The sequence below is a fragment of the Hoeflea algicola genome (genome assembly GCF_026619415.1).
GTDB lineage: Bacteria > Pseudomonadota > Alphaproteobacteria > Rhizobiales > Rhizobiaceae > Hoeflea > Hoeflea algicola.
Genome location: NZ_JAOVZR010000001.1, coordinates 883,189 through 903,453, shown reverse-complemented (window position 1 = coordinate 903,453; position 20,265 = coordinate 883,189). Strand labels below are relative to the sequence as shown.

20 protein-coding genes are annotated in these 20,265 nt (G+C 59.8%); 12 read left to right on the top strand and 8 right to left on the bottom strand.

Translation table 11 applies throughout. The features are described 5' to 3' along the window. Nucleotides 1-35: 35 nt before the first annotated feature. Both hisI and folE read right to left on the bottom strand, forming a co-directional pair. Nucleotides 36-485 (bottom strand): phosphoribosyl-AMP cyclohydrolase, encoded by a 450-nt coding sequence (gene hisI / locus OEG84_RS04525; RefSeq protein ID WP_267652628.1) that lies wholly within the window; start codon nt 483-485, stop codon nt 36-38. 21 nt (nt 486-506) lie between these two features. Beyond that, a complete protein-coding gene (folE, locus tag OEG84_RS04520) occupies nt 507-1,121 on the bottom strand; it encodes a GTP cyclohydrolase I FolE (RefSeq protein WP_267652627.1) in 615 nt (204 codons plus the stop codon). Between the two features lie 285 nt (nt 1,122-1,406). On the opposite strand from folE, the gene OEG84_RS04515 reads away from it, so the two are divergent. Further along, nucleotides 1,407-1,853 (top strand): iron-sulfur cluster assembly scaffold protein, encoded by a 447-nt coding sequence (locus OEG84_RS04515; protein ID WP_267652626.1) that lies wholly within the window; start codon nt 1,407-1,409, stop codon nt 1,851-1,853. Continuing rightward, entirely contained in the window at nt 1,853-2,188 is a 336-nt protein-coding gene (gene yidD / locus OEG84_RS04510; RefSeq protein WP_267652625.1) for a membrane protein insertion efficiency factor YidD, read from the top strand. The genes OEG84_RS04515 and yidD overlap by 1 nt, the downstream gene beginning before the upstream one ends. A gap of 3 nt (nt 2,189-2,191) precedes the next feature. Here the strand turns inward: yidD and OEG84_RS04505 are convergent, their stop codons facing one another. Then, the gene (locus tag OEG84_RS04505; protein ID WP_267652624.1) at nt 2,192-2,896 is read right to left on the bottom strand and encodes a class I SAM-dependent methyltransferase; all 705 of its coding nucleotides are present in this window, start codon (nt 2,894-2,896) and stop codon (nt 2,192-2,194) included. A 209-nt stretch (nt 2,897-3,105) separates the two neighbouring features. Between OEG84_RS04505 and thrS the strand changes: the two genes are divergently transcribed. Beyond that, nucleotides 3,106-5,109, top strand: coding sequence for a threonine--tRNA ligase (thrS, locus tag OEG84_RS04500; RefSeq protein WP_267652623.1), 2,004 nt, complete (start codon nt 3,106-3,108; stop codon nt 5,107-5,109). A gap of 132 nt (nt 5,110-5,241) precedes the next feature. Here the strand turns inward: thrS and OEG84_RS04495 are convergent, their stop codons facing one another. Continuing rightward, on the bottom strand, nt 5,242-6,171 hold the full coding sequence (locus OEG84_RS04495) for a hypothetical protein (protein ID WP_267652622.1): 930 nt from the start codon (nt 6,169-6,171) through the stop codon (nt 5,242-5,244). Between the two features lie 105 nt (nt 6,172-6,276). On the opposite strand from OEG84_RS04495, the gene OEG84_RS04490 reads away from it, so the two are divergent. Together OEG84_RS04490 and OEG84_RS04485 are read left to right on the top strand one after the other, a co-directional pair. Beyond that, nucleotides 6,277-6,855, top strand: a complete 579-nt coding sequence (locus tag OEG84_RS04490) for a nitroreductase family protein (RefSeq protein WP_425602894.1) — start codon at nt 6,277-6,279, stop codon at nt 6,853-6,855. 5 nt (nt 6,856-6,860) lie between these two features. Continuing rightward, nucleotides 6,861-7,478 (top strand): flavin reductase family protein, encoded by a 618-nt coding sequence (locus OEG84_RS04485; RefSeq protein WP_267656083.1) that lies wholly within the window; start codon nt 6,861-6,863, stop codon nt 7,476-7,478. A 5-nt stretch (nt 7,479-7,483) separates the two neighbouring features. On the opposite strand, the gene OEG84_RS04480 is transcribed toward OEG84_RS04485, so the two are convergent. Together OEG84_RS04480 and OEG84_RS04475 are read right to left on the bottom strand one after the other, a co-directional pair. After that, a complete protein-coding gene (locus OEG84_RS04480; RefSeq protein WP_267656082.1) occupies nt 7,484-8,389 on the bottom strand; it encodes an HpcH/HpaI aldolase/citrate lyase family protein in 906 nt (301 codons plus the stop codon). Beyond that, nucleotides 8,389-8,844 carry a MaoC family dehydratase gene (locus OEG84_RS04475; protein ID WP_267652620.1) on the bottom strand — a complete coding sequence of 152 codons (456 nt, stop codon included), beginning with the start codon at nt 8,842-8,844 and terminating at the stop codon, nt 8,389-8,391. Before OEG84_RS04475 ends, OEG84_RS04480 begins: the two co-directional genes overlap by 1 nt. A 165-nt stretch (nt 8,845-9,009) precedes the next feature. Between OEG84_RS04475 and OEG84_RS04470 the strand changes: the two genes are divergently transcribed. Then, entirely contained in the window at nt 9,010-10,149 is a 1,140-nt protein-coding gene (locus OEG84_RS04470) for a DUF2336 domain-containing protein (protein ID WP_267652619.1), read from the top strand. A gap of 85 nt (nt 10,150-10,234) precedes the next feature. Here OEG84_RS04470 and parE read toward each other — a convergent pair whose 3' ends face one another. Next, nucleotides 10,235-12,283: a DNA topoisomerase IV subunit B gene (gene parE / locus OEG84_RS04465; protein ID WP_425602893.1), complete on the bottom strand. Its 2,049-nt coding sequence runs from the start codon at nt 12,281-12,283 to the stop codon at nt 10,235-10,237. Nucleotides 12,284-12,395: 112 nt separating this feature from the next. Between parE and OEG84_RS04460 the strand changes: the two genes are divergently transcribed. From OEG84_RS04460 to OEG84_RS04435, 6 genes are all read left to right on the top strand, one after another. Continuing rightward, nucleotides 12,396-13,283 carry an alpha/beta fold hydrolase gene (locus tag OEG84_RS04460; RefSeq protein ID WP_267652617.1) on the top strand — a complete coding sequence of 296 codons (888 nt, stop codon included), beginning with the start codon at nt 12,396-12,398 and terminating at the stop codon, nt 13,281-13,283. Nucleotides 13,284-13,476: 193 nt separating this feature from the next. Beyond that, nucleotides 13,477-13,923: a DMT family transporter gene (locus OEG84_RS04455; protein ID WP_267652616.1), complete on the top strand. Its 447-nt coding sequence runs from the start codon at nt 13,477-13,479 to the stop codon at nt 13,921-13,923. Further along, nucleotides 13,920-14,933, top strand: a complete 1,014-nt coding sequence (locus OEG84_RS04450; protein WP_267652615.1) for an NAD-dependent epimerase/dehydratase family protein — start codon at nt 13,920-13,922, stop codon at nt 14,931-14,933. The genes OEG84_RS04455 and OEG84_RS04450 overlap by 4 nt, the downstream gene beginning before the upstream one ends. 137 nt (nt 14,934-15,070) lie before the next feature. Then, a complete protein-coding gene (locus tag OEG84_RS04445; RefSeq protein ID WP_267656081.1) occupies nt 15,071-16,429 on the top strand; it encodes an aspartate aminotransferase family protein in 1,359 nt (452 codons plus the stop codon). 245 nt (nt 16,430-16,674) lie between these two features. Beyond that, nucleotides 16,675-17,685, top strand: a complete 1,011-nt coding sequence (locus OEG84_RS04440; protein WP_267652614.1) for a hypothetical protein — start codon at nt 16,675-16,677, stop codon at nt 17,683-17,685. Between the two features lie 15 nt (nt 17,686-17,700). Next, entirely contained in the window at nt 17,701-18,744 is a 1,044-nt protein-coding gene (locus OEG84_RS04435; RefSeq protein ID WP_267652613.1) for a TAXI family TRAP transporter solute-binding subunit, read from the top strand. Between the two features lie 101 nt (nt 18,745-18,845). Here the strand turns inward: OEG84_RS04435 and glnA are convergent, their stop codons facing one another. Beyond that, on the bottom strand, nt 18,846-20,255 hold the full coding sequence (gene glnA / locus OEG84_RS04430) for a type I glutamate--ammonia ligase (protein ID WP_267652612.1): 1,410 nt from the start codon (nt 20,253-20,255) through the stop codon (nt 18,846-18,848). Between the last annotated feature and the right edge of the window lie 10 nt (nt 20,256-20,265).

Genomic DNA, 20,265 nt, shown 5'->3' with positions numbered 1-20,265 from the left:
AAAGACAATTATGCGCCAAATCAGGACACTTGTGGCTAATGATCGGTGTACACCGTGGTTGGGTCGAATCGCGGTTCGGCGTCGATTTCAAGCCGGGTTTGCCCGCCATCGGTGACGACCTTGCGGTAAAAGCAGGAGCGGCGACCGGTATGGCAGGTGGCATCGGCGCCGCCGACGCGAACCTTGAGCAGAACCGCGTCCTGGTCGCAATCAAAACGGATTTCGTCAACCATTTGCAAATTGCCCGAGGTTTCGCCCTTCTTCCACAGGCTGTTGCGTGAACGGCTCCAGTAATGGGCGATGCCGGTTTCGATCGTTAGCCGCAACGCCTCCTCGTTCATGTGCGCCAGCATCAGGATTTCATTGTCATGGCTGTCGGCGACAACGGCCGTCACCAGGCCGCTGCCGTCAAACCTGGGTGAAAGCGCCGCGCCCTCTTCGAGCGCGGCCTTGTCTTTCGCGGGTGCCTTGAAAAGAGTGGTCATGGGTACCCCTTTGTGTGGGGGTCAGCCGCGACCCCGTATCAGTGTCATGAAGCGGACCTGCTCGTGCGGCTCCGTCTTGAACGCGCCCTTAAAGGCCGTGGTAATGGTCGTCGAGCCCTGCTTCTGAATGCCGCGCATGGACATGCACATGTGCTCGGCTTCGATCATTACCGCGACGCCACGTGGATGCAAGGCATCATCAATGGCGCCCGAAACCTGCGCGGTCATGGTTTCCTGGGTTTGCAATCGGCGGCCGAAGATCTCCACCACGCGGGCAATTTTCGAGAGACCCAGCACCTTGCCGTCCGGCAGGTAGGCAACATGCGCTTTGCCGATGATCGGCACCATATGGTGTTCGCAATGGGAAAAAAACGGGATGTCCTTGACCAGGACGATATCATCATAGCCGCCAACATCCTCGAAGGTACGGCCCAGCGCTTCCTCGGCGTCGAGTTCGTAGCCGGAAAACAGTTCCTTATAGGCCTTGGCTACCCGTTTGGGGGTGTCGAGAAGGCCTTCGCGGTTGATGTCGTCGCCTGCCCAGCGCAACAGCGTGCGCACAGCCTCTTCGGCTTCGGCTTGAGTCGGCCGATTATCACCGTCGCCGGCTGGAAATTTTTTCACTATGGCATCCATGCTTGTGGTCTCCGTAGGGGCGCTCGTCCCTCTAGGTTTGCTCGCGTTAAATCGGACCACGCACACAGACGCCAGGATGGACTTGTTCCATGGCGTCCAGCGGGTTCCGGGGCTTTCAGGCTCTTTCAAGCCGTCCGGCACGGTTTCCCTCAGCAATCTGCAAACAGGTTTTGCGGATTGCCTGACACTTACTATATAATAAGGAAAAGGCCGGCGTCGAGATGTGCGCCGTCAACTCTTGTCACATCCCCTTGAGCGGGATCCAGAAAGCAAAGGTCGAGGCCGATGATCGACGACGTCTATAATACCCGCATATTGGATCTCGCCGGTAATATTCCGCGCATAGGCACTCTTGAAGATGCGGATGCGGAAGCCTCCGCGCATTCCAAACTGTGCGGTTCGAAAGTCAAGGTCTGGCTGAAAATGGACGGCGATCTGGTCTCCGATTTCGCCCATGACGTCAAGGCCTGCGCCCTGGGGCAGGCTTCGTCATCGATCATGGCGCGCAATATCATCGGCGCCAGCACAGCCGAATTGCGCGCGGTAAGCGAAGCCATGCGCAAGATGCTCAAGGAAAATGGTCCGGCGCCGGAAGGCCGGTTCGCTGACCTCAAATTTCTCGAACCGGTCCGCGACTATAGGGCGCGGCATGCTTCGACAATGCTGACATTCGATGCGGTGATTGATTGCCTCAACCAGATTGACGCGCGGCGGGCGGAAGACGCGGCCTGATGGCTCATGTTGCCGCCGGCCGAAACTGGCGCGGTCCATGGCGGAAAACACCGGGGCGACTTCTGGGTACCGGGCTGGTCCGGCTATACCAGCTCTCCCTGTCCGGTTTCATCGGCAATTCCTGCCGGCATCTGCCGACTTGTTCTGAATATGCCTATGAGGCCATCGCCCGACACGGTTTGTGGAAGGGCGGCTGGCTCTCTCTGTTCCGGGTCGGACGATGCGGTCCTGGCGGGACCCACGGCATCGACAACGTGCCTGAAACGCTTGATGCGCGGCTGGTCTGGTGGGCGCCGTGGCGGTTGAGGCGTATCGGTGGCATGGGTCATTGTTGACGCTCAGTTTCGGAAGCATATCCATGCGCCCCAGAACAGGCTGGAAAAGAAGCGTTTTGGCGACCCGAACCCGGTTTCGGCCATCAACGTAAACACGGCTTCTTCAGACGGTAAGGGATCGGCGCCTTTCAGGATGGTGCCAAGCTTGTTCCTGACTTCCTCTGGGGTGGCGCCATTCATGCGCCAGCGGTTACCCCACGCAGCCATCGTCAACGGATCGGAACCGTATGTGCGGTGATTGGCGGCAAGAATCAGCGGTGCGCCGGGTTTCAGCCTGATGGCCAAATCGGAGAGCATCCCGCGCTTGGCAGCGTCGCCAGGCAGATGGTGCAGTACGCCGATCAGTGTTGCAGCGTCAAATTGGCGTTCATCTTCGAGATCAGCCAGTAAGCAGGACACAAATTTGGTGCGGCCAGCAAGGCCCGCAGCCTCGATCTGCGACCTGGCCAGTTCGAGCATCGGCGGGGAGGGATCGACGGCGACGAAACGCCATGCGGGTTCGAGCCTGCCTGCATTGATGATCTCGTTGCCGGTGCCCCCTGCGCCTGCGACCAAGACGGTGGCCGTGCTGGTTTGGCCGAGAGCTGCCGACAACATGCAGGCGGCAAGTTCGTGGCAAGCCTCATAGCCGGCCAGGCCAATGCGGCTTTGAAGGGCGAATTCGTTGGCGCGGGTGGGGTCGAACTTGGCGGCACTGGTCCCGTTCATTGTGGACTCCATATTTGAACACCCGAAAGCAAACCTTTCAGAGGTTGGGGTTCAAGTTATCGTTCTACGAGATTCATCGGGCTTGCTGCAACCCTGCCGGTGCCGTCCGGGTTGCCCGCACCGGCCAAATCGCGTAAACGCCGTCGCGCACCCATAATTTGCTCAACCACCCGCGTTCGTTGGCGGGACTGGATCAAGGAGAGACTGCCATGGCATCCGCCGTATCCCTTACTTTTCCCGATGGCTCCCAGCGCGAATACCCGGACGGCACGACCGGCCGCGAAGTAGCCGAATCGATTTCCAAGTCGCTTGCCAAGAAAGCAGTGGCGATTGCGCTTGATGGCGAACTCACCGATCTGAGCGACCCGGTTCATGACGGCGCACTGGAAATCATCACCCGCACCGATCCGCGCGCGCTGGAACTGATCCGGCATGACTGTGCGCACATCATGGCCGAAGCCGTGCAGGAACTGTTTCCCGGCACTCAGGTGACGATCGGGCCGGTGATCGAGAATGGATTCTACTACGATTTCGCGCGCGAGACGCCGTTTACGCCGGAAGATCTGCCGGTGATCGAGAAGAAAATGCGCGAGATCATCCAGCGCAACAAGCCGTTCACCAAGGAAGTGTGGAGCCGTGACGAAGCCAAGCAGGTGTTTACCGACAAGGGAGAAGCCTACAAGGTCGAACTGGTTGACACCATCAAGGCCGGCGAAGATTGCAAGATCTACCGCCAGGGCGATTGGTTCGACCTGTGTCGCGGCCCGCACATGGCCTCGACGGGCCAGACCGGCACCGCCTTCAAACTGATGAAGGTGGCCGGCGCTTACTGGCGCGGCGATTCCAACAATCCGATGCTGACGCGGATCTACGGCACCGCCTGGGCAGACCAGAAGGAACTCGACGCCTATCTGCACATGCTCGAGGAGGCCGAAAAGCGCGACCATCGCCGCCTTGGCCGCGAAATGGACCTGTTCCATTTCCAGGAAGAGGGGCCGGGCGTGGTGTTCTGGCATTCCAAGGGCTGGCGCATGTTCCAGAACCTGGTGGCCTATATGCGCCGTCGGCTCGACCGCGACTACGAGGAAGTCAACGCGCCACAGATCCTCGACAAGAGCCTGTGGGAGACTTCCGGGCACTGGGGCTGGTATCAGGAGAACATGTTCGCGGTGAAATCCGCCCATGCCTTCACCCATCCCGATGATGTTGACGCCGACAACCGGATTTTCGCGCTCAAGCCGATGAACTGTCCCGGCCATGTGCAGATCTTCAAGCACGGGCTCAAATCCTACCGCGACCTTCCGCTGCGGCTGGCCGAATTCGGCAATGTTCACCGCTACGAACCGTCTGGTGCATTGCATGGTCTGATGCGTGTGCGGGCGTTCACACAGGATGATGCGCATGTGTTCTGCACCGAGGACCAACTGGAAGCGGAAATTCTCAAGATCAACGATCTGATGATGTCGGTCTACCGTGACTTCGGTTTCGAGGAAGTGGTCGTCAAGCTCGCTACCCGTCCGGAAAAGCGCGTCGGCACCGACGCCATGTGGGACCACGCCGAGGACATCCTCAAGAGCGCGCTGGCACGGATGGCGCGCGAGGACAATCGCATCAAGACTGGCATCAACGAAGGCGAGGGCACCTTCTACGGTCCCAAGTTCGAGTACACGCTGCGCGATGCCATCGGTCGTGAATGGCAGTGTGGAACGACGCAAGTCGATTTCAACCTGCCCGAACGGTTCGGTGCGTTCTATATCGGTCCGGATTCGGAGAAGAAGCAGCCAGTGATGATCCACCGCGCGATCTGCGGATCGCTCGAGCGGTTCCTCGGTATTCTGATCGAAAGCCATGCCGGGCATATGCCGTTGTGGTTCGCACCGCTGCAGGTGGTGGTCGCGACCATTACATCGGAAGCCGACGAGTACGCCGAACAGGTCGCACAACGGTTGCGCGATGCCGGGCTGCAGGTGGAAACCGACTGCCGCAATGAGAAGATCAACTACAAGGTTCGCGAGCATTCGCTGGCCAAGGTTCCGGTGATCCTGGTTTGCGGCATGCGCGAAGCCGAAGAGCAATCGGTCAACATGCGCCGGCTCGGCAGCCGCGATCAGGTGTCCATGACTTTGGCGGAAGCGGAAACGCAACTGGTGCGCGAAGCCACCCCGCCAGACACGCTGCGTCGGGAAGCCGAAAAGGCCAGCCGGGCTATTTGAACCGACAAAGCGACGCGATGCTTGAGCGGGCATCGCGTCGCAATTGCGGCTAATTACTGCAGTTCTGAATGAAATGTCCGATGATTTGCTTGTCGCGGCCACCAGGAGCGGTCGGCCGGATAGCCCTGCGGGCTATTGAAGCAGCACTTCGATGTCCGAGTTGTGCCCGGCGACAACGGTAAATTCGCGCTGGTAGACCTTGGTCTTGTTGCGGGCGATGGCCGTGTAGTCGCCCTCGGCAAGGATGATGGTCGGGAATGCACCGACGCTCTCCGACACAGTGTCGCCGCCGGAACTCAAAATCGACCAGGCCGTGTCGGCGATGGCTTCGCCGCCGGGTTCAGCAACCAGCTTGAGGGTGAGTTGGGCGGCGCGGTGCTGGATCACGGCTTCGGTCAGCTTGCCTGCCTCGACCCTGATGTCGGATCGGATCACCGCGTTGACGCCGCCATATTCGGAAACGATGTGATAGGTGCCGGCATTGAGCCTGACGATGGTGTTGGCCTTGACATCTTTCAGCACCAATTGCTGTTCGCCATCAAGCCCTTCCTCGGCCTTGAAGATATTGAACCGCAACTGGCTGGGCGGAATGCGCATGTCGATCCCCGACACAGCATTGAGCACCAGGCCACCGGCTTCAAGCACAAGGTGTTGCGTTTCCAGTGGCCCGTCGCGCGGGATGGTGAGCTTTTTTGTCACACCGGCGCGGCCAAAGGCCACGTGGATGAAGTAATCGCCCGGCTCGAATTCGAACTCTGCCGATCCGCCGGTTGCGGTGGCAAGAAGCGGCAGCTTGCCGTCGGTGCCTGGAACGGGGTGGAATATGCGCCAGGTCAGGCCATGCTCGAGCGGATCGCCGTTCTCGGTGAGCAGCGCCTGCATTCGCACGGTGCGCCCGAGGGCGGCCCCTGCGCTGGCTGCTGCTGCGGGTGCATACTGGCTCAGGCCGGGCAGGGCGATGTCTGGACTGGCGGTATCGCCGAATGCATCCTGTGCGGCTGCCATCCCCGGCAGGAGAATCAGCGGCAGCGTGCAGAGGAGGGCGATAGACAGTCTGTTCATGCGGTCCGGTCCGGTTGACTTCCGGGATGTGAGGGGTCACTTGAAACCCAATGCCATGGCGAATTCATGGCCGATCTCGATCAAACCTGAATGCACGAGGAAGACATGCCGGTCAATGCTGCCCTTAAGTCCTATCTGGAAACCCGCCGGTCTACGCCCGCCCTTCAGATGATCGAACCGGGCCCGTCGCGGCCTGAAATCATGGAAATGCTCATGCTCGCCAGCCGGGTGCCCGATCATGGCAAATTGGCGCCCTGGCGTTTCGTGGTTTACGCGGGGGCCGAGCGCGCGCGCATTTCGCAGGAACTGGCCAATGTTGCGGTCGCGCGCAATCCGGGCATGACGGACGAGATGATTGCGGTCGAGAAGAACCGGCTGACCCGCGCGCCGGTGGTCATCGCGGTGGTGTCGCGGGCTGCCCCGCATGTCAAGATTCCGGAATGGGAACAGGTGCTTAGTGCCGGCGCTGTCTGTCTCAACCTGTCGATGGCAGCGCAAGCAATGGGCTACGGGTCGAGCTGGCTGACCGAATGGTTTGCCTTTGACGAGAGCGTTTCTTCATTGCTCGGCGTCAAGACCGAAGAAAAGATTGCCGGCTTTATTCACATAGGCACCCCGAAGATGCATCCGGGTGAACGGTCGCGTCCCGATCTTGCCGATATTGTCAGTTTTGCGGGCGAATGAGCACGATGTTTTATGAAACACGCGACAACGCCCACGGGCTGCCGCACGATCCGTTCAAGGCAATCGTCTCGCCCCGGCCGATTGGCTGGATCGGTACCAAGGCTGCCGACGGATCCGTCAATCTGGCGCCTTATTCCTATTTCAATGCGATTTCTGATCATCCGAAAATGGTGATGTTCTCTTCGTCAGGGCGCAAAGACACGCTGCGCAACGTCGAGGAAACCAGGGTCTTCACCACCAGCATGGTCAGCCGTTCGCTGGCCGAGAAAATGAACCGCTCATCAGCCAGTCTGCCCCATGGCGAGAGTGAATTCGATTTTGCCGAGCTTACGATGCAGACCGGTCGACTGGTCGATGCGCCCTATGTCGGCGAAGCCTGCGCGGCGCTGGAATGCCGGGTCACCGAGATCTTCGAGGCCAAGGCGCTGGACGGGACGCCGAGCGGCTCGTTTGTCGTCATTGGCCAGGTGCTGGGTATCCATATCGACGAAGCTGCCCTCAAGGATGGAAGGCTCGACATGGCAAGTGTCGCGCCGGTGGCACGGCTTGGCTATATGGATTACGCAGACGCTGCCGAAACCTTCGAGATGGTGCGTCCGCAGCGACCAAACGACCGTCGCTAAGCGGTCTAGAGATTCGCCGCCTCGTCAAGCGCCGTCTCGGTGAGTCCGGCGCGCCGCACCACCCGTTCGGCCTGACGCAGATGCGGCATGTCGATCATCTTGCCGTCAAGCGAGAGTACGCCGGCGTCAGGTCCGGCAGCGGCAAACAGTGCCAGGATCCGGACCGCGCGTTCGACATCTTCGGGCGCCGGTGTGAACGCGGCATTGATGATGGCGACCTGGCCGGGATGGATCGCCATCTTGCCGGAAAAGCCGTCACGCACTGCGGCGCGGCATTCGGCGTCAAGGCCATCCTTGTCCCGAAAATCGGTAAATACCGTGTCGATCGCATCGACGCCCGATTGTGCCGCGGCGAGCAGCGTCAGGCTGCGCGCCATCCGGAAAATATCCGTGTAGCGACCATTCTCATCCTTGTTGGTTGCAGCACCGATGTCGGCGGCGAGATCTTCCGCGCCCCAGGCCAGTGCTGACAGGCGGGCCGATTTGGCTGCGAAGGTGGCCGCATTCAGCATTCCGGCTGCGGTCTCGGTCATCAAAGCGTGGACCAGGATTTTGCCTTCCGGCAAATTCGCCCTGGCTTCCTCGACCGCGATACGCGCGGCAAAATCCTGAAGATCGGCGCCTGAACCAGCTTTTGGCAACAGCACGGCGTCGGGACGGCCGGCAATTACGGCGGCGAGGTCGTCGTCGGTGAGGCCGGTATCGAGCGCATTGACCCGAACGATCAGGCGAGGGGTGGGGGACTGCCTGTCGGCGTTGGCCAGATAGGAGGCCACAATTTGCCGGGCGTCCGGTTTGCGCGACAGGGCAACCGAATCCTCGAGATCGAGGATCAGCGCGTCTGCGCCAGCGCTGGCGGCCTTTTCCATCTTGCGTTCCGAATCGCCTGGAACGAACAGCAGTGAGCGCATCATGATTGCGGCCGCTTGCGCATCATCGCCTGACGCACGCAGCGCGCCACCAGCTTGTCGTGCTGGTTGAACGCCTGATGTTCGAGTTCGACAATGCCGCGATCGGGCTTGGATCTGGATTCGCGCACCGACACGATCTTGGTTTCCACCCGCACAGTATCACCGTGAAACAGCGGGTTGGGGAAGGTAACGTCGGTCATGCCGAGATTGGCGATGGTGGTGCCGACGGTGGTGTCGTTGACTGAAATTCCGATCATCAGCCCCAGGGTGAACAACGAATTGACCAGCGGCTGGCCGAATTCGGTGGTTTTGCAGAATTCATAATCGATATGCAGCGGCTGAGGATTGAGCGTCATGTTGGAAAACAACATGTTGTCCATCTCGGTCACTGTGCGCCGTAGCGTGTGCGAAATCACCGCTCCCGCTTCAAACTCTTCGAGATACATCCCGCGCATCGCATTCTCCTCACCCTGTATAGTGCCGCACCTAAATGCCGTGTTCCCGGGTTGCGCGCAAGTGGCCCCGGGCTTACCTCCAGCGGTTAACAAAGATGGTGAACCGAACGTAAACCATTTGGCTCTAGCTTGAGCCCATTGGTATCGAGTGGGATTGAAGCCGTCATGATCATAAAGTCATTTTTGAAGTGGTCGGAAACCGCCAGCACCAGCGAGCGGTGTCGCGCTACCAAGGCTTTGACACAGGCCTATGCCGAGGGTCACATGGACCCGTCCGAGCGTAATGCGGCCGAAGCCGCACTGTCATTCCTGCTTGAAGATCCTTCACCGAAAGTGCGGCTGGCGCTGGCCGAAGGCCTTGCCGCTGTCGAGCATGCGCCGCGCAGTATTGTCGTGGCGCTGGCTGGTGACCAGCTCGAGGTCGCGGGCCGGATCATTGCGTTGTCACCGGTATTGGGTGACAGCGATCTGATCGAAATAGTCGCGAGCGGTCGTTCAACGCTTCAGCAGTTCGTCGCGTTCCGGAGCCAGGTCTCGGTATCTGTGGCGGCGGCGCTGGCAGAGGTCGGTACCGCACGGGCCGTCGCCGACATGCTGGATAATCCTCATATTTCGGTGGCGCGGATATCGGTGCGGCGCATAGCCGAGCGGTTTGGTGATGATGCCGAAATCCGCAGTCGTCTGTTCGATCGGGCCGATCTGCCCTGCGATGTTCGCCAGCAACTGGTCGAGCGGCTGGGTGCGGCGCTGGCCGGGTCGAACTTCATCCGTTCGGCGATTGGCGGCAGCCGTGGCCGCAAGGTCACCGAGGAAGCCTGTATGAGTGCAACCTTGCGGCTGGCCGAATCCGTGGTTCAGGATGAAATTCCCGCACTGGTCGAACATCTGCGCATGTCGGGGCGACTGACGCCTGCGTTCCTGATGCACACATTGTGTGCCGGCAATGTCGATTTCTTTGCCGCCGCCGTGGTGTCGCTGTCAGGTATCTCCGACAGCCGTGTGCGCGGCATTCTGATAGACGGGCGGGAAGCGGCCATGCGCGCGCTTTACCGGTCGGTCGGGCTCGACAGGGAACTGGCGCCGGTATTTGTCACGGCGACCTTGCTATGGCGGGCGGCATCGCGTCGTCCGGGCGGCATGGACACGGGCAGGGTTTCGAGCGAGTTGATGAACCGTCACGCCGATGACGCACAGCGCCAGCCGGCGGTTGCCGATCTGCTGCGGCTGGTCGAATCGCTGCATCTGATCTGGCATCGCCAGGCCTCGCGCGATTACGCCCATGCGCTGGCTGCAGAAGCCGCCTGACCGGGCGACGTTTTAAACTGAAAATTCTGCCAGGTGCTACACGCTGGCACGGAAGGTCTGGCACCCGCCGCGAACGAATGGCGTTCTAAATATCGAGATTGTCGGCGAAGGCTGCGTGCTCCTGAATAAACCGGAAGCGGGCGTCGGCCTTGGTTCCCATCAGATTGTCGACCGTCTCGCGGGTCGATTCGGGATCGGTGATGTCGACGGCGACCTTCAGCAAGGTCCGCTTGGACGGATCCATGGTGGTTTCCTTGAGCTGTGCCGGCAGCATCTCGCCCAGGCCCTTGAACCGGTTGATCTCGACCTTGCCGCGGCCGGTGAACTCGGTTTCCATCAGTTCGACCCGGTGCGCGTCGTCGCGGGCATAGAAGGACTTTGCCCCTTGGGTGAGCTTGTAGAGCGGCGGCACCGCCAGATAAAGATGGCCCTGACGGACCAGGTCCGGCATTTCCTGATAGAAGAAGGTGATCAGCAGTGATGCGATATGGGCGCCATCGACATCGGCATCGGTCATGATGATGATGCGGTCGTAGCGCAGGTCTTCCTCGCGGTATTTCGATCCCGTGCCGCAGCCCAGCGCCTGGATCAGGTCGCCGATCTGCTGGTTGGCGCCGAGTTTTTCGCGGCCGGCGCTGGCGACGTTGAGGATCTTGCCGCGCAACGGCAGAATCGCCTGGTTGGAGCGGTTGCGGGCCTGCTTGGCCGAGCCGCCAGCCGAATCGCCCTCGACGATGAACAGTTCGGCGCCTTCCGAAGTGGTCTGGCTGCAATCGGCCAGTTTGCCCGGAAGCCGCAACTTGCGTACCGCGCTCTTGCGGTTGACTTCCTTCTCCTTGCGCCGCCGTAACCGTTCTTCGGCGCGGTCAATCACCCATTCGAGCAGCTTGTCGGCCTCAGCCGGCGAATCGGCCAGGAAATGGTCGAACGGATCGCGCAGTGCGTTTTCGACAATTCGCTGGGCTTCAACGGTGGCCAGCTTGTCCTTGGTCTGGCCGACGAATTCCGGCTCGCGGATGAACACCGAAAGCATACCAATCGAGGAGATCATGACGTCGTCGGTGGTGATCGAGGCGGCGCGCTTGTTGCCGGTGAGTTCGGCATAGGCCTTCAGCCCCTTGGTCAGCGCAATCCTCAATCCGGCTTCATGGGTGCCGCCGTCGGGCGTGGGGATGGTGTTGCAATAGGAATTGATCGACGCGTCGCCGCCATACCAGGTGATGGCCCACTCCATCGATCCGTGGCCGCCGGTACGCTCGGTCTTGCCGGCAAAAATATCGCGGGTGACCCGGTGTTCCTTGCCAAGCGTGGTTTCGAGATAATCCTTGAGCCCGCCGGGAAAGTGAAACACGGCTTTTTCCGGAGTCTCGGTACCTTCGACCAACGATGCGGCGCAAGCCCAGCGAATTTCGACGCCGCCAAACAGAAACGCCTTCGATCTTGCCATGCGGTAGAGCCGACCCGGATCGAAGCGCGCACCGGCGCCGAAAATATCGGGGTCTGGGTGAAACCGGACCTTGGTGCCGCGGCGATTATGGATCTCGCCCAGTTCCTCGAGCCCGCCCTGCGGGATGCCGCGCGAGAAGGTCTGCCGGTAAAGACGGCGATTGCGGGCGATCTCGACCACGAGATCATCGGAAAGGGCGTTGACCACCGATACGCCGACGCCATGCAGTCCGCCGGAGGTTTCATAGACCTTGCTGTCGAACTTGCCGCCCGCATGCAGCACGGTCATGATCACTTCAAGCGTCGACTTGCCGGGAAACTTGGGATGGTTTTCCACCGGAATGCCACGACCATTGTCGGAGACCGAAAGATAGCCTTCGGCATCGAGCTCGACCTCGATGAAATTGGCGTGGCCGGCTACGGCTTCGTCCATCGAGTTGTCGATTACCTCGGCAAAAAGATGGTGCAGCGCGCGTTCGTCGGTGCCGCCAATATACATGCCAGGTCTGCGCCGCACCGGCTCGAGGCCTTCGAGCACTTCGATCGCGGAGGCGTTGTAATCATCGCCGCTGGCTGGTGCGCCCTGTTTGGAGGGCGCCGCGCGCGCGGGTTTGGCCGCTGCTGGTTGGGATGCCTGCGCCGGGGTATTTTGAGCCTTTGGCTCCGGACTTGTCGCCGGTGTGGCCATTGCTGCAAAAAGATCGTTGGAATCGTCCATATCGTGGTCGAGCCTAGTGTAGATTTGGGGTGCGAATCAGCCGGAGTGTGCCAGAATCCAACCTTTCAAGCGACCATGTACCATGTGCTTCGATGCTTTGCGCGCTGTTCGTCGCGGTTCTATCGTGCTGGCAATGGCAATTGTGCTCGGCAATTTGCCGCAGACGTCTGCCGCAGCACTGGAACTCAAAGGCCACAAGGATCGGCTGTTTGCCTATCCGGGCATCCTGACGATGGCTAAGGACGGCTCCTACATGGTGGTCGACTACGACAAGATGCGCGACATTCACCGTCGCGATATCGAGCCGGAACGCCGGGTGCGCTCGTCTTACGTATCACTCAAGGTGAACCGGTTGAGCCGGGTTGCCGAACATCAGGCCAATGGCCGGACCATCGAAACGGGCCTGACCGGTGATCTGGCCGGCGCGCGCTTTGCTGTCATCTTCGTCCATGGCCGCGGCGGAGATCAGCGGCTGGGAATGAACGATTACACCTTTGGTGGCAACTTCAACCGGCTCAAGAATCTGGTGGTCGGGAATGGCGGCGCCTATCTGGCGCCCACCGTGCAGAGTTTTGACGATCAGGGCTCGGGTGACGTCAAGGCGCTGGTGCTTGCCGGGCGGGTGCCGGTGGTGCTGGCCTGCGCGTCGATGGGCTCGATCATCTGCGCCAAGTTGGCCAATGACACAGAGGTGGTGCCGCGCCTTGCCGGCATCGCGCTGTTGGGCGGTGCCCCTGATATGGGGATCGCCGGCAGTGCGGCGGTAAAGGCCCGGCTGCCGATTGTCTTTACCCATGGCAGCGACGACAGTGTTTATGCGTGGGGCGACCAGAAGGCCGTGTTTGACAAGGTGCGGGCCAGCAGCGAGGCTTATCCAGCGCGTTTCGTGCTGTTTAACACCGGCTCGCACGGCACTCCGATGCGGATGACCGACTGGAAACAGACGCTGGAATTTCTGCTCAGCCGCTGAGATGGATGGCTTGGGTTGAGCATTTCCTCGCCGATTTAAGGGGGAAGAAGGCTGCAAACCCGGCTTCTCAGGCCGATCCATGACCGGTTCATTTCGGGAATAGTTTCAATTTAAGGAAAAATTGACTGCGCCGGTGAACCTGATGTTTGCGAAATAAGCCTAGAACTGGCCCGATCCTAATGCGGAGCGGGACATGAAATATATCGCCTTTATCCTTTTTACCGTGCTGACCAACGCGGCGGCGCAGCTGATGCTCAAGCAGGGCATGCTGTCACTCGGACCAATTTCCTTTACCGCCGACACGATGATTTCCAGAGTTTTCCAGATTCTGTTCAATCCGTGGGTCTTCGCCGGTCTTACTACTTTCGCGATTTCCATGGCATCGCATCTTTACGTGCTGTCCAAGGTGGAATTGTCCTTCGCCTATCCGTTCCTGAGCCTGGCCTATGTGGCCGTGGCGGTATTTGCCTTCTTTATCTTTGGTGAAGATCTCAACAATTGGCGGATCGCAGGCATCGCCTTCATCTGCGTCGGAACGATCCTGATTGCCCAGTCCGGCCGCGAAGGCCACTCAAGCGATGTGCAGGAGACGGCACAGCTTTCAAAAATCAACGCAGCAGCAAGTGAGATTTCACGATGAAACACGTCATTTTTGGAGGCGACGGCTTTGTCGGTCGCCATCTCGCCAAGAAGCTTCTCGCCGATGGCGAAGAGGTCGTGATTGCCGATATCGTCAACGACAACCAGGCTTTCTACCGGGATGCGACGATCATCAAATGCGATGTGACCCGCCCGGATGATGTAGCCAGGGTTTCGCTTTCCGCTGACGACATGGTCTACAATCTCTCGGCCAAGATGCTTTCGCCATTGCAGGTGCGTGCCAAGCGCCATGATTTCTTCTACCCGGTCAATTACGACGGCACCAAGAACATCATCGAAGCAATGGACAAGGCCGGCGCCAGCCAGCTGGTGCATTTCACCACCGACATGATCTACGGCCATACGGTAACCTTTCCGATGACCGAGGAGCACCCGGTTTCGCCGCTGGGCGAATATGGTCAGTCGAAGCAGGACACCGAAGTTCTTGCGGCGGAATGGCGTACCCGCGGGATGTCGATCTCGCTGTTTCGTCCACGGCTGATCATCGGTCCAGGACGGCTCGGAATCCTGGAAAAACTGTTCAAGCTGATTGATGCCAATCTGCCGGTGCCGATGATCGGATCGGGCAGGAACCCGTATCAGTTCATCTCGGTGTTCGATTGTGCCGAAGCTGCGCGGCTGGCCTGGAAAGCCGGTGTGCCGAACGAGGCCTATAATCTGGGTTCGATCAAGCCGCCGCCGGTGCGCAAGCTCCTGGGCGATCTGGTCAAGCATGCCGGGTCGAAATCGTTCCTGATCCCGACACCGGGCTGGGCAGTCAAGCGCACGCTCGACCTGTTTGATCTGATCAACATGCCGATCATGGACCCGGAGCAGTATCTTATCGCCGATGAAAATTGCGTTCTCGACGTCTCCAAGGGCGAGCGCCAGCTTGGCTGGGTGCCGCAGTACCGTGACGAAGACATGCTGATTGCCGCCTATGACGAATATCGCGCCCAGAAAGTGCGTGGCGGTGCTTCCGCTTCTGCACACGTCGCGCCTGCCGAATGAAACCGCTTCGAGGGAGCCACAACATGCTTGATACACCCAACCGCGTGACTGTCGAAGCGCCGCCATTGTCTGCTACGGCGCCTGACGCCGGCCGCGCGTCGCGGCCAAACCTGCTGAGCGTCGACGATGCGAAAGCGATGTCGCTTGGCGAGATGACGGAGCTGTTCAAGGATCACATCAATCCCGGCCAGCTGCATTTCATGAAGCTTCTGGGCTTCCACAAGGTCAAGATCGAGACCGCGTCGGGGATGTATTACACCGACCAGAACGGGCGCAAGATCCTTGATTTCTTCGGTGGTTTCGGCTCGCTGGCGCTGGGTCATAACCATCCGCGCATCATCAAGGCGCGGAAGGATTTTCAGGACGAAGACCGGCATGAGATCGCCATTGCGTTCATGAGCCAATACGCCTCCGCACTGGCCAAGAATCTGGCGGCGATCGCGCCGGGCGATCTCGACATGGTGTTTCTGGGTTCGTCCGGCTCGGAAGCCATGGAAGCGGCCATCAAGGTGGCTGAGCGGGCTGCGGGACCGAAGCGGCCGAAGATCGTCTATGCGGCGAACTCGTTCCACGGCAAGACCAAGGGCGTGCTGTCGCTGACCGATTCCGAGCTCTATCGCGGCGAGTTCCAGCTCACCGGCAACACGGTCAAGGTGCCGTTTGGCGACATCGATGCGATCCGCGCGGCGTTCGAAACCGATCCGGAAATCGGTGTGATCGTGCTCGAGACCATCCAGGGTGGTGGCGGTATCGTCGAGGCGCCGGTGGAATTCTGGCAGCAATTGCGGGCGCTGTGCGACAAGCATGGCGTGTTGTGGATTGCCGACGAGGTGCAGTGCGGCATGGGTCGTTCCGGTCACTTCTTCGCATTCGAGAAGGCAGGCGTGGTGCCGGACGTCACGGCGCTCGCCAAATCGCTCGGTGCCGGCAAATGTGCCATGGCAGCGATGATCGCCTCCCGCAAGGTCTACATGAAGGCCTATGGCACACCGAAAACGGCAATGATCCACGCCCAGGCCACATTCGGCGGCATTGGCGAGGCTTGCGTCACGGCCATCGAAGGTCTCAACGTGATGTATGATGAGGATCTGATCGGCAATGCCGCACAGGTCGGGTCCTACCTGATCAACCGTCTCAACGAACTCAAGGCCAAGTATCCGCAAATCATCAAGGATGTGCGCGGCAGCGGCTTCATGGTCGGGCTTGAATTCCAGGATTTCAGCCAGACCTTGCCGGCGCTGCTCAGGCCAATGGTGGCGCTGCTCGACGACAAGCTGAAGGGCTCGCTGTCAGGCTTCGTCGGCGCAGAATTGCTGCGCGATCACGATGTGCTGGTGGCGTTTACCGAATATAATCGCAACGTCATCCGGCTGGAGCCGCCGTTGATCTGCGGGCCTGAGCATGTCGATCAGTTCATCGAGGCTCTCGACACCGTGCTGGGCCGTGGCATTGTCCGCATCGTCCGCGATTTCATTGGCAGCCAGACCAAGAAATAGACCCGGGCCTTAACCTGGGTTTTCAGCAACCATCAGCCGGGGCGGATCCATGGTGATCCGTCCCGGCTTTTGTGTTTTCGGACTTGTGTCGAGCCGGGATGCGCATGCCAAATCCGGAATGAGAACAGCCGCAGGCTTGCTTGCGCGGCCATGTTTTTCACGTTACCCCTTGCCGGTCCGTACGGCCAATTTGAGGCTGGCGGTGCAGGTCATGGCGCGGTCGAGGTGGTGACCGGATCGCTGCCTTGGCGAACTCGCTGCGGTACGTGCAGATTTGGAAGGTGATTCAATTGGTTAACCAATGGGGCAGGGAGAGTGATTTTCGGCCCGGTCGTCGTGGCGTCAGCGCCGCCATGACGGTCATCGCCGTGGTCTTCGCCCTCGCAATTGGCGCGGCTGGCGGCTATTTCGCGTTCCGGGTTACCCAGTTCGATGCCAACGTAGAAGTCGATACCTCTGCCAACACACAGATCGCCGATACGCAGATTAATGATCTCGAAGCGAAAATCGGCAGGCAGGCGGCTGAGTTGGATGCCATGGCGGAAGAACTGGCGGCACTCAGCAGCAAGGCGCAACTCGCGGAGGAGAATGCCGCTGCAGCCGAAACGCTGGCCCGCTCGCGTGATGCACTGCTTGTGGAGAACAAAGCGCTGAAGGCGAAACTGGCTGCGGCGGAAGCGGAGCGGGACGTCGTCGGCCAGGTCAGGGGAGCTGCCGAGGACCGCACCGCCGCCGAATTGGCCCGTTTGCGTGACGAGGTCATTCCGCAACTAACGGCGGAGCGGGACCAGTTGCAGCGCAAGAACATGATGATGCTGGCGGACCAGACCAACCTGAAGGCGCGGGCCAAAGCCGCTGCCGAGGTGCATACGGCGGATGCCAAGCGGATTGCCGAACTGGAAGCACGGCTTGCCGAGGCCGAGGTGAACCTGGCGGCCTCGCAAGAGGTGCTGGATGCGCTCAAGCTTGCCGAGCGCGCGGGCAAGGCGCCCGAGGTAGTGGCCGAAAATCCCGACCCGGCGACGAAATCGGATCCAACGGACAATTCGGCGCCCGATCCGCGCAAGCGCGATAATGTGGCAAAAGCCTTGCGTGTCGCGCCGGGTCTTGAAACATTGTCTGAAGCGGAACGGCAGAAGCTGGAAGACACGCTGATTGCCGGCGAATGCGTGACAACGGCGCTGAAATCGGTGTTTGAGCGCGTGCCCATCCTCACACTTCGAAACCTGATCCGCGATCTGAACAGCGACTGCTGACCAAAGGAGAACGCCTTGAAAACCGGTGCCATCACTCTTCGAGGCTTGTTTTGGGTCGTCTGCGCATGGCTGCTTGCTGCCGGCGTGAGCCAATCGGCCGAATTTGAACGTAATATCATGACTGGCGGGCCGACCGGCACCTATATCCGCATCGGCAACGATATTGCCGATCTTGGTGCGCAATGCGAACTGACGCTGAACGTGGTTGAAAGCGCTGGCTCGCTCGAGAATTTCGTTGGTGTCCGCAAGCGGCGCAATACCCAGTTCGGCATCGTCCAAAGTGACGTTCTGGAGTATCTGAAAACCTTCGAGGCCAATGATTCCGAAATTCAGGATGCCGTGCGCGGCGTGCGGATCATGTTCCCGCTTTATAACGAGGAAGTGCACGTGCTGGCGCGCATCGGGCTTGGCGGGATCAGGGATCTCGAAGGCCAGAAGGTCGCCATTGGCGTCAAGGACAGCGGAACGTTTCTGACCGCCTCGCTGGTGCTCGACATCCTGCAGGTCAAGGCCGCCGAGCGGCTGCCGCTGAACCCGGATCAGGCGCTTGAAAAACTCAAAGCTGGTGAGATCGATGCCTTCTTCTATGTCGCCGGCGCGCCCGCTTCGCTGTTTGCCGATGCCGATATCGATCCGGACGAATTCCATCTGCTGCCGATCACCGAGGCGCCATTGCTTGCGACCTACACCAAGGCGGCCATTCCGGCTGATACCTATGCCTTCCAGACCGGGCCGGTCGATCTGATCGCGGTCAAGGCGGTGCTGATGACCTATGATTATGATCCCGCCAAGAATGCCTACCACCGCGAGAGCTGCACCACTGTTTCGGATTTCTCCAGCCTGGTGCTCAATGGCATGGGGCAGTTGCGTGAGACAGGCCACCCGAAATGGACATCGGTGGACCTGACAGCACTGCCGCCGGGCTGGAAAGTGGGCTCTTGCGTCAAGGCCGGGATGGCGCTGGACTATGCGCCCAAATGCAAAAAAGCTGCCGAGGCGGTGCCAGCCGATAGCAATGAGGAATATCTCAATCTCCTCAAGCAGCGGCTCAAGAACTGAACTTTATCCTTGGACCCACCTAATAAAAAACCGCCGGAGCCCGATTTGGGCTCCGGCGGTTTTATGTGTGCCGGGCCGCCTTGGCAGCCCGGCATAATCAATCAGACCGAGTAGTACATGTCGAATTCGACCGGATGCGGGGTCATTTCGAAGCGCATCACTTCGGCCATCTTCAGCTCGATGAAGGCATCGATCTGGTCGTCGTCGAATACGCCACCGGCGGTGAGGAATTTGCGATCCTTGTCGAGGCATTCAAGCGCTTCACGCAGCGAACCGGCAACGGTCGGGATCTTCTTGAGTTCCTTGGCAGGCAGATCGTAAAGGTCCTTGTCCATAGCCTTGCCCGGATGGATCTTGTTCTTGATACCGTCGAGGCCGGCCATCAGCATGGCTGCGAAACACAGATACGGGTTTGCAGTCGGATCGCTGAAGCGGACTTCAACGCGCTTGGACTTCGGCGATGAGCCGAACGGAATACGGCAGGATGCCGAACGGTTGCGTGCCGAATAGGCCAGCAGCACCGGAGCTTCATAACCCGGAACCAGACGCTTGTAGGAGTTGGTCGAAGGGTTGGCAAAGGCGTTGATGGCCTTGGCGTGTTTGATGATACCGCCGATGTAGAACAGGCAGGTTTCCGACAGGCCGGCATATTCGTCGCCGGCAAAGGTCGGCTTGCCACCCTTCCAGATCGACTGGTGCACATGCATTCCCGAACCGTTGTCGCCGAAGACGGGCTTGGGCATGAAGGTCGCGGTCTTGCCATAGGCGTTGGCGACCTGGTGGACACCATACTTGTAGATCTGGGTCTTGTCGGCCATGCGGGTTAGGGTGTCGAATACCAGACACAATTCATGTTGGGCCGACGCCACTTCGTGGTGGTGCTTTTCAACCGTCAAGCCCATTTCGGCGAGAACAGTGAGCATTTCCGAACGCATGTCCTGGCAGCTGTCGATCGGAGGCAGCGGGAAATAGCCGCCCTTCATGCGCGGACGGTGACCCATGTTGCCGGTTTCGTAGTCGGTGTCGTCGTTGGACGGCAGTTCGGTCGAATCGAGCTTGAAGCCCGTGTTGTAGGGGTCGGCCTTGTACTTCACATCGTCAAAGATGAAGAACTCGGGCTCGGGGCCGATGAACACGGTGTCGCCGATGCCGGAAGCCTGAAGATAGGCTTCGGCCTTCTTGGCGGTTGTGCGCGGGTCACGGCTGTAGGCTTCGCCGGTGATCGGGTCGAGGATGTCGCAGAAAATCGCCATGGTCGACTGCGCGAAGAACGGATCCATATGCGCAGTCGTTGTGTCGGGCATCAGCACCATGTCGGACTCGTTGATGGCCTTCCAGCCGGCAATCGAGGAACCGTCGAACATGACGCCATCGGCGAACATATCTTCGTCAACGCAGGAGACGTCCATGGTCACGTGCTGCATCTTGCCCTTGGGGTCGGTGAAGCGCAGATCGACGAACTTGACGTCGTTGTCTTTGATCTGCTTCAGAATTTCATTCGCTGTCGTCATGTTCGATATT

Excerpts from the sequence above, each read along its gene's own strand:
- OEG84_RS04485 (WP_267656083.1), top strand. The coding sequence starts at position 6,861 with ATGTTTTATGAAACACGCGACAACGCCCACGGGCTGCCGCACGATCCG.
- OEG84_RS04505 (WP_267652624.1), bottom strand. The coding sequence starts at position 2,896 with ATGAACGGGACCAGTGCCGCCAAGTTCGACCCCACCCGCGCCAACGAA.
- hisI (WP_267652628.1), bottom strand. The coding sequence starts at position 485 with ATGACCACTCTTTTCAAGGCACCCGCGAAAGACAAGGCCGCGCTCGAA.
- OEG84_RS04450 (WP_267652615.1), top strand. The coding sequence starts at position 13,920 with ATGAAACACGTCATTTTTGGAGGCGACGGCTTTGTCGGTCGCCATCTC.
- parE (WP_425602893.1), bottom strand. The coding sequence starts at position 12,283 with ATGGCCACACCGGCGACAAGTCCGGAGCCAAAGGCTCAAAATACCCCG.
- thrS (WP_267652623.1), top strand. The coding sequence starts at position 3,106 with ATGGCATCCGCCGTATCCCTTACTTTTCCCGATGGCTCCCAGCGCGAA.
- OEG84_RS04455 (WP_267652616.1), top strand. The coding sequence starts at position 13,477 with ATGAAATATATCGCCTTTATCCTTTTTACCGTGCTGACCAACGCGGCG.
- OEG84_RS04470 (WP_267652619.1), top strand. The coding sequence starts at position 9,010 with ATGATCATAAAGTCATTTTTGAAGTGGTCGGAAACCGCCAGCACCAGC.
- OEG84_RS04445 (WP_267656081.1), top strand. The coding sequence starts at position 15,071 with ATGTCGCTTGGCGAGATGACGGAGCTGTTCAAGGATCACATCAATCCC.
- OEG84_RS04495 (WP_267652622.1), bottom strand. The coding sequence starts at position 6,171 with ATGAACAGACTGTCTATCGCCCTCCTCTGCACGCTGCCGCTGATTCTC.
- OEG84_RS04460 (WP_267652617.1), top strand. The coding sequence starts at position 12,396 with ATGTGCTTCGATGCTTTGCGCGCTGTTCGTCGCGGTTCTATCGTGCTG.
- folE (WP_267652627.1), bottom strand. The coding sequence starts at position 1,121 with ATGGATGCCATAGTGAAAAAATTTCCAGCCGGCGACGGTGATAATCGG.
- OEG84_RS04515 (WP_267652626.1), top strand. The coding sequence starts at position 1,407 with ATGATCGACGACGTCTATAATACCCGCATATTGGATCTCGCCGGTAAT.
- OEG84_RS04480 (WP_267656082.1), bottom strand. The coding sequence starts at position 8,389 with ATGCGCTCACTGCTGTTCGTTCCAGGCGATTCGGAACGCAAGATGGAA.
- glnA (WP_267652612.1), bottom strand. The coding sequence starts at position 20,255 with ATGACGACAGCGAATGAAATTCTGAAGCAGATCAAAGACAACGACGTC.
- yidD (WP_267652625.1), top strand. The coding sequence starts at position 1,853 with ATGGCTCATGTTGCCGCCGGCCGAAACTGGCGCGGTCCATGGCGGAAA.
- OEG84_RS04490 (WP_425602894.1), top strand. The coding sequence starts at position 6,277 with ATGCCGGTCAATGCTGCCCTTAAGTCCTATCTGGAAACCCGCCGGTCT.
- OEG84_RS04475 (WP_267652620.1), bottom strand. The coding sequence starts at position 8,844 with ATGCGCGGGATGTATCTCGAAGAGTTTGAAGCGGGAGCGGTGATTTCG.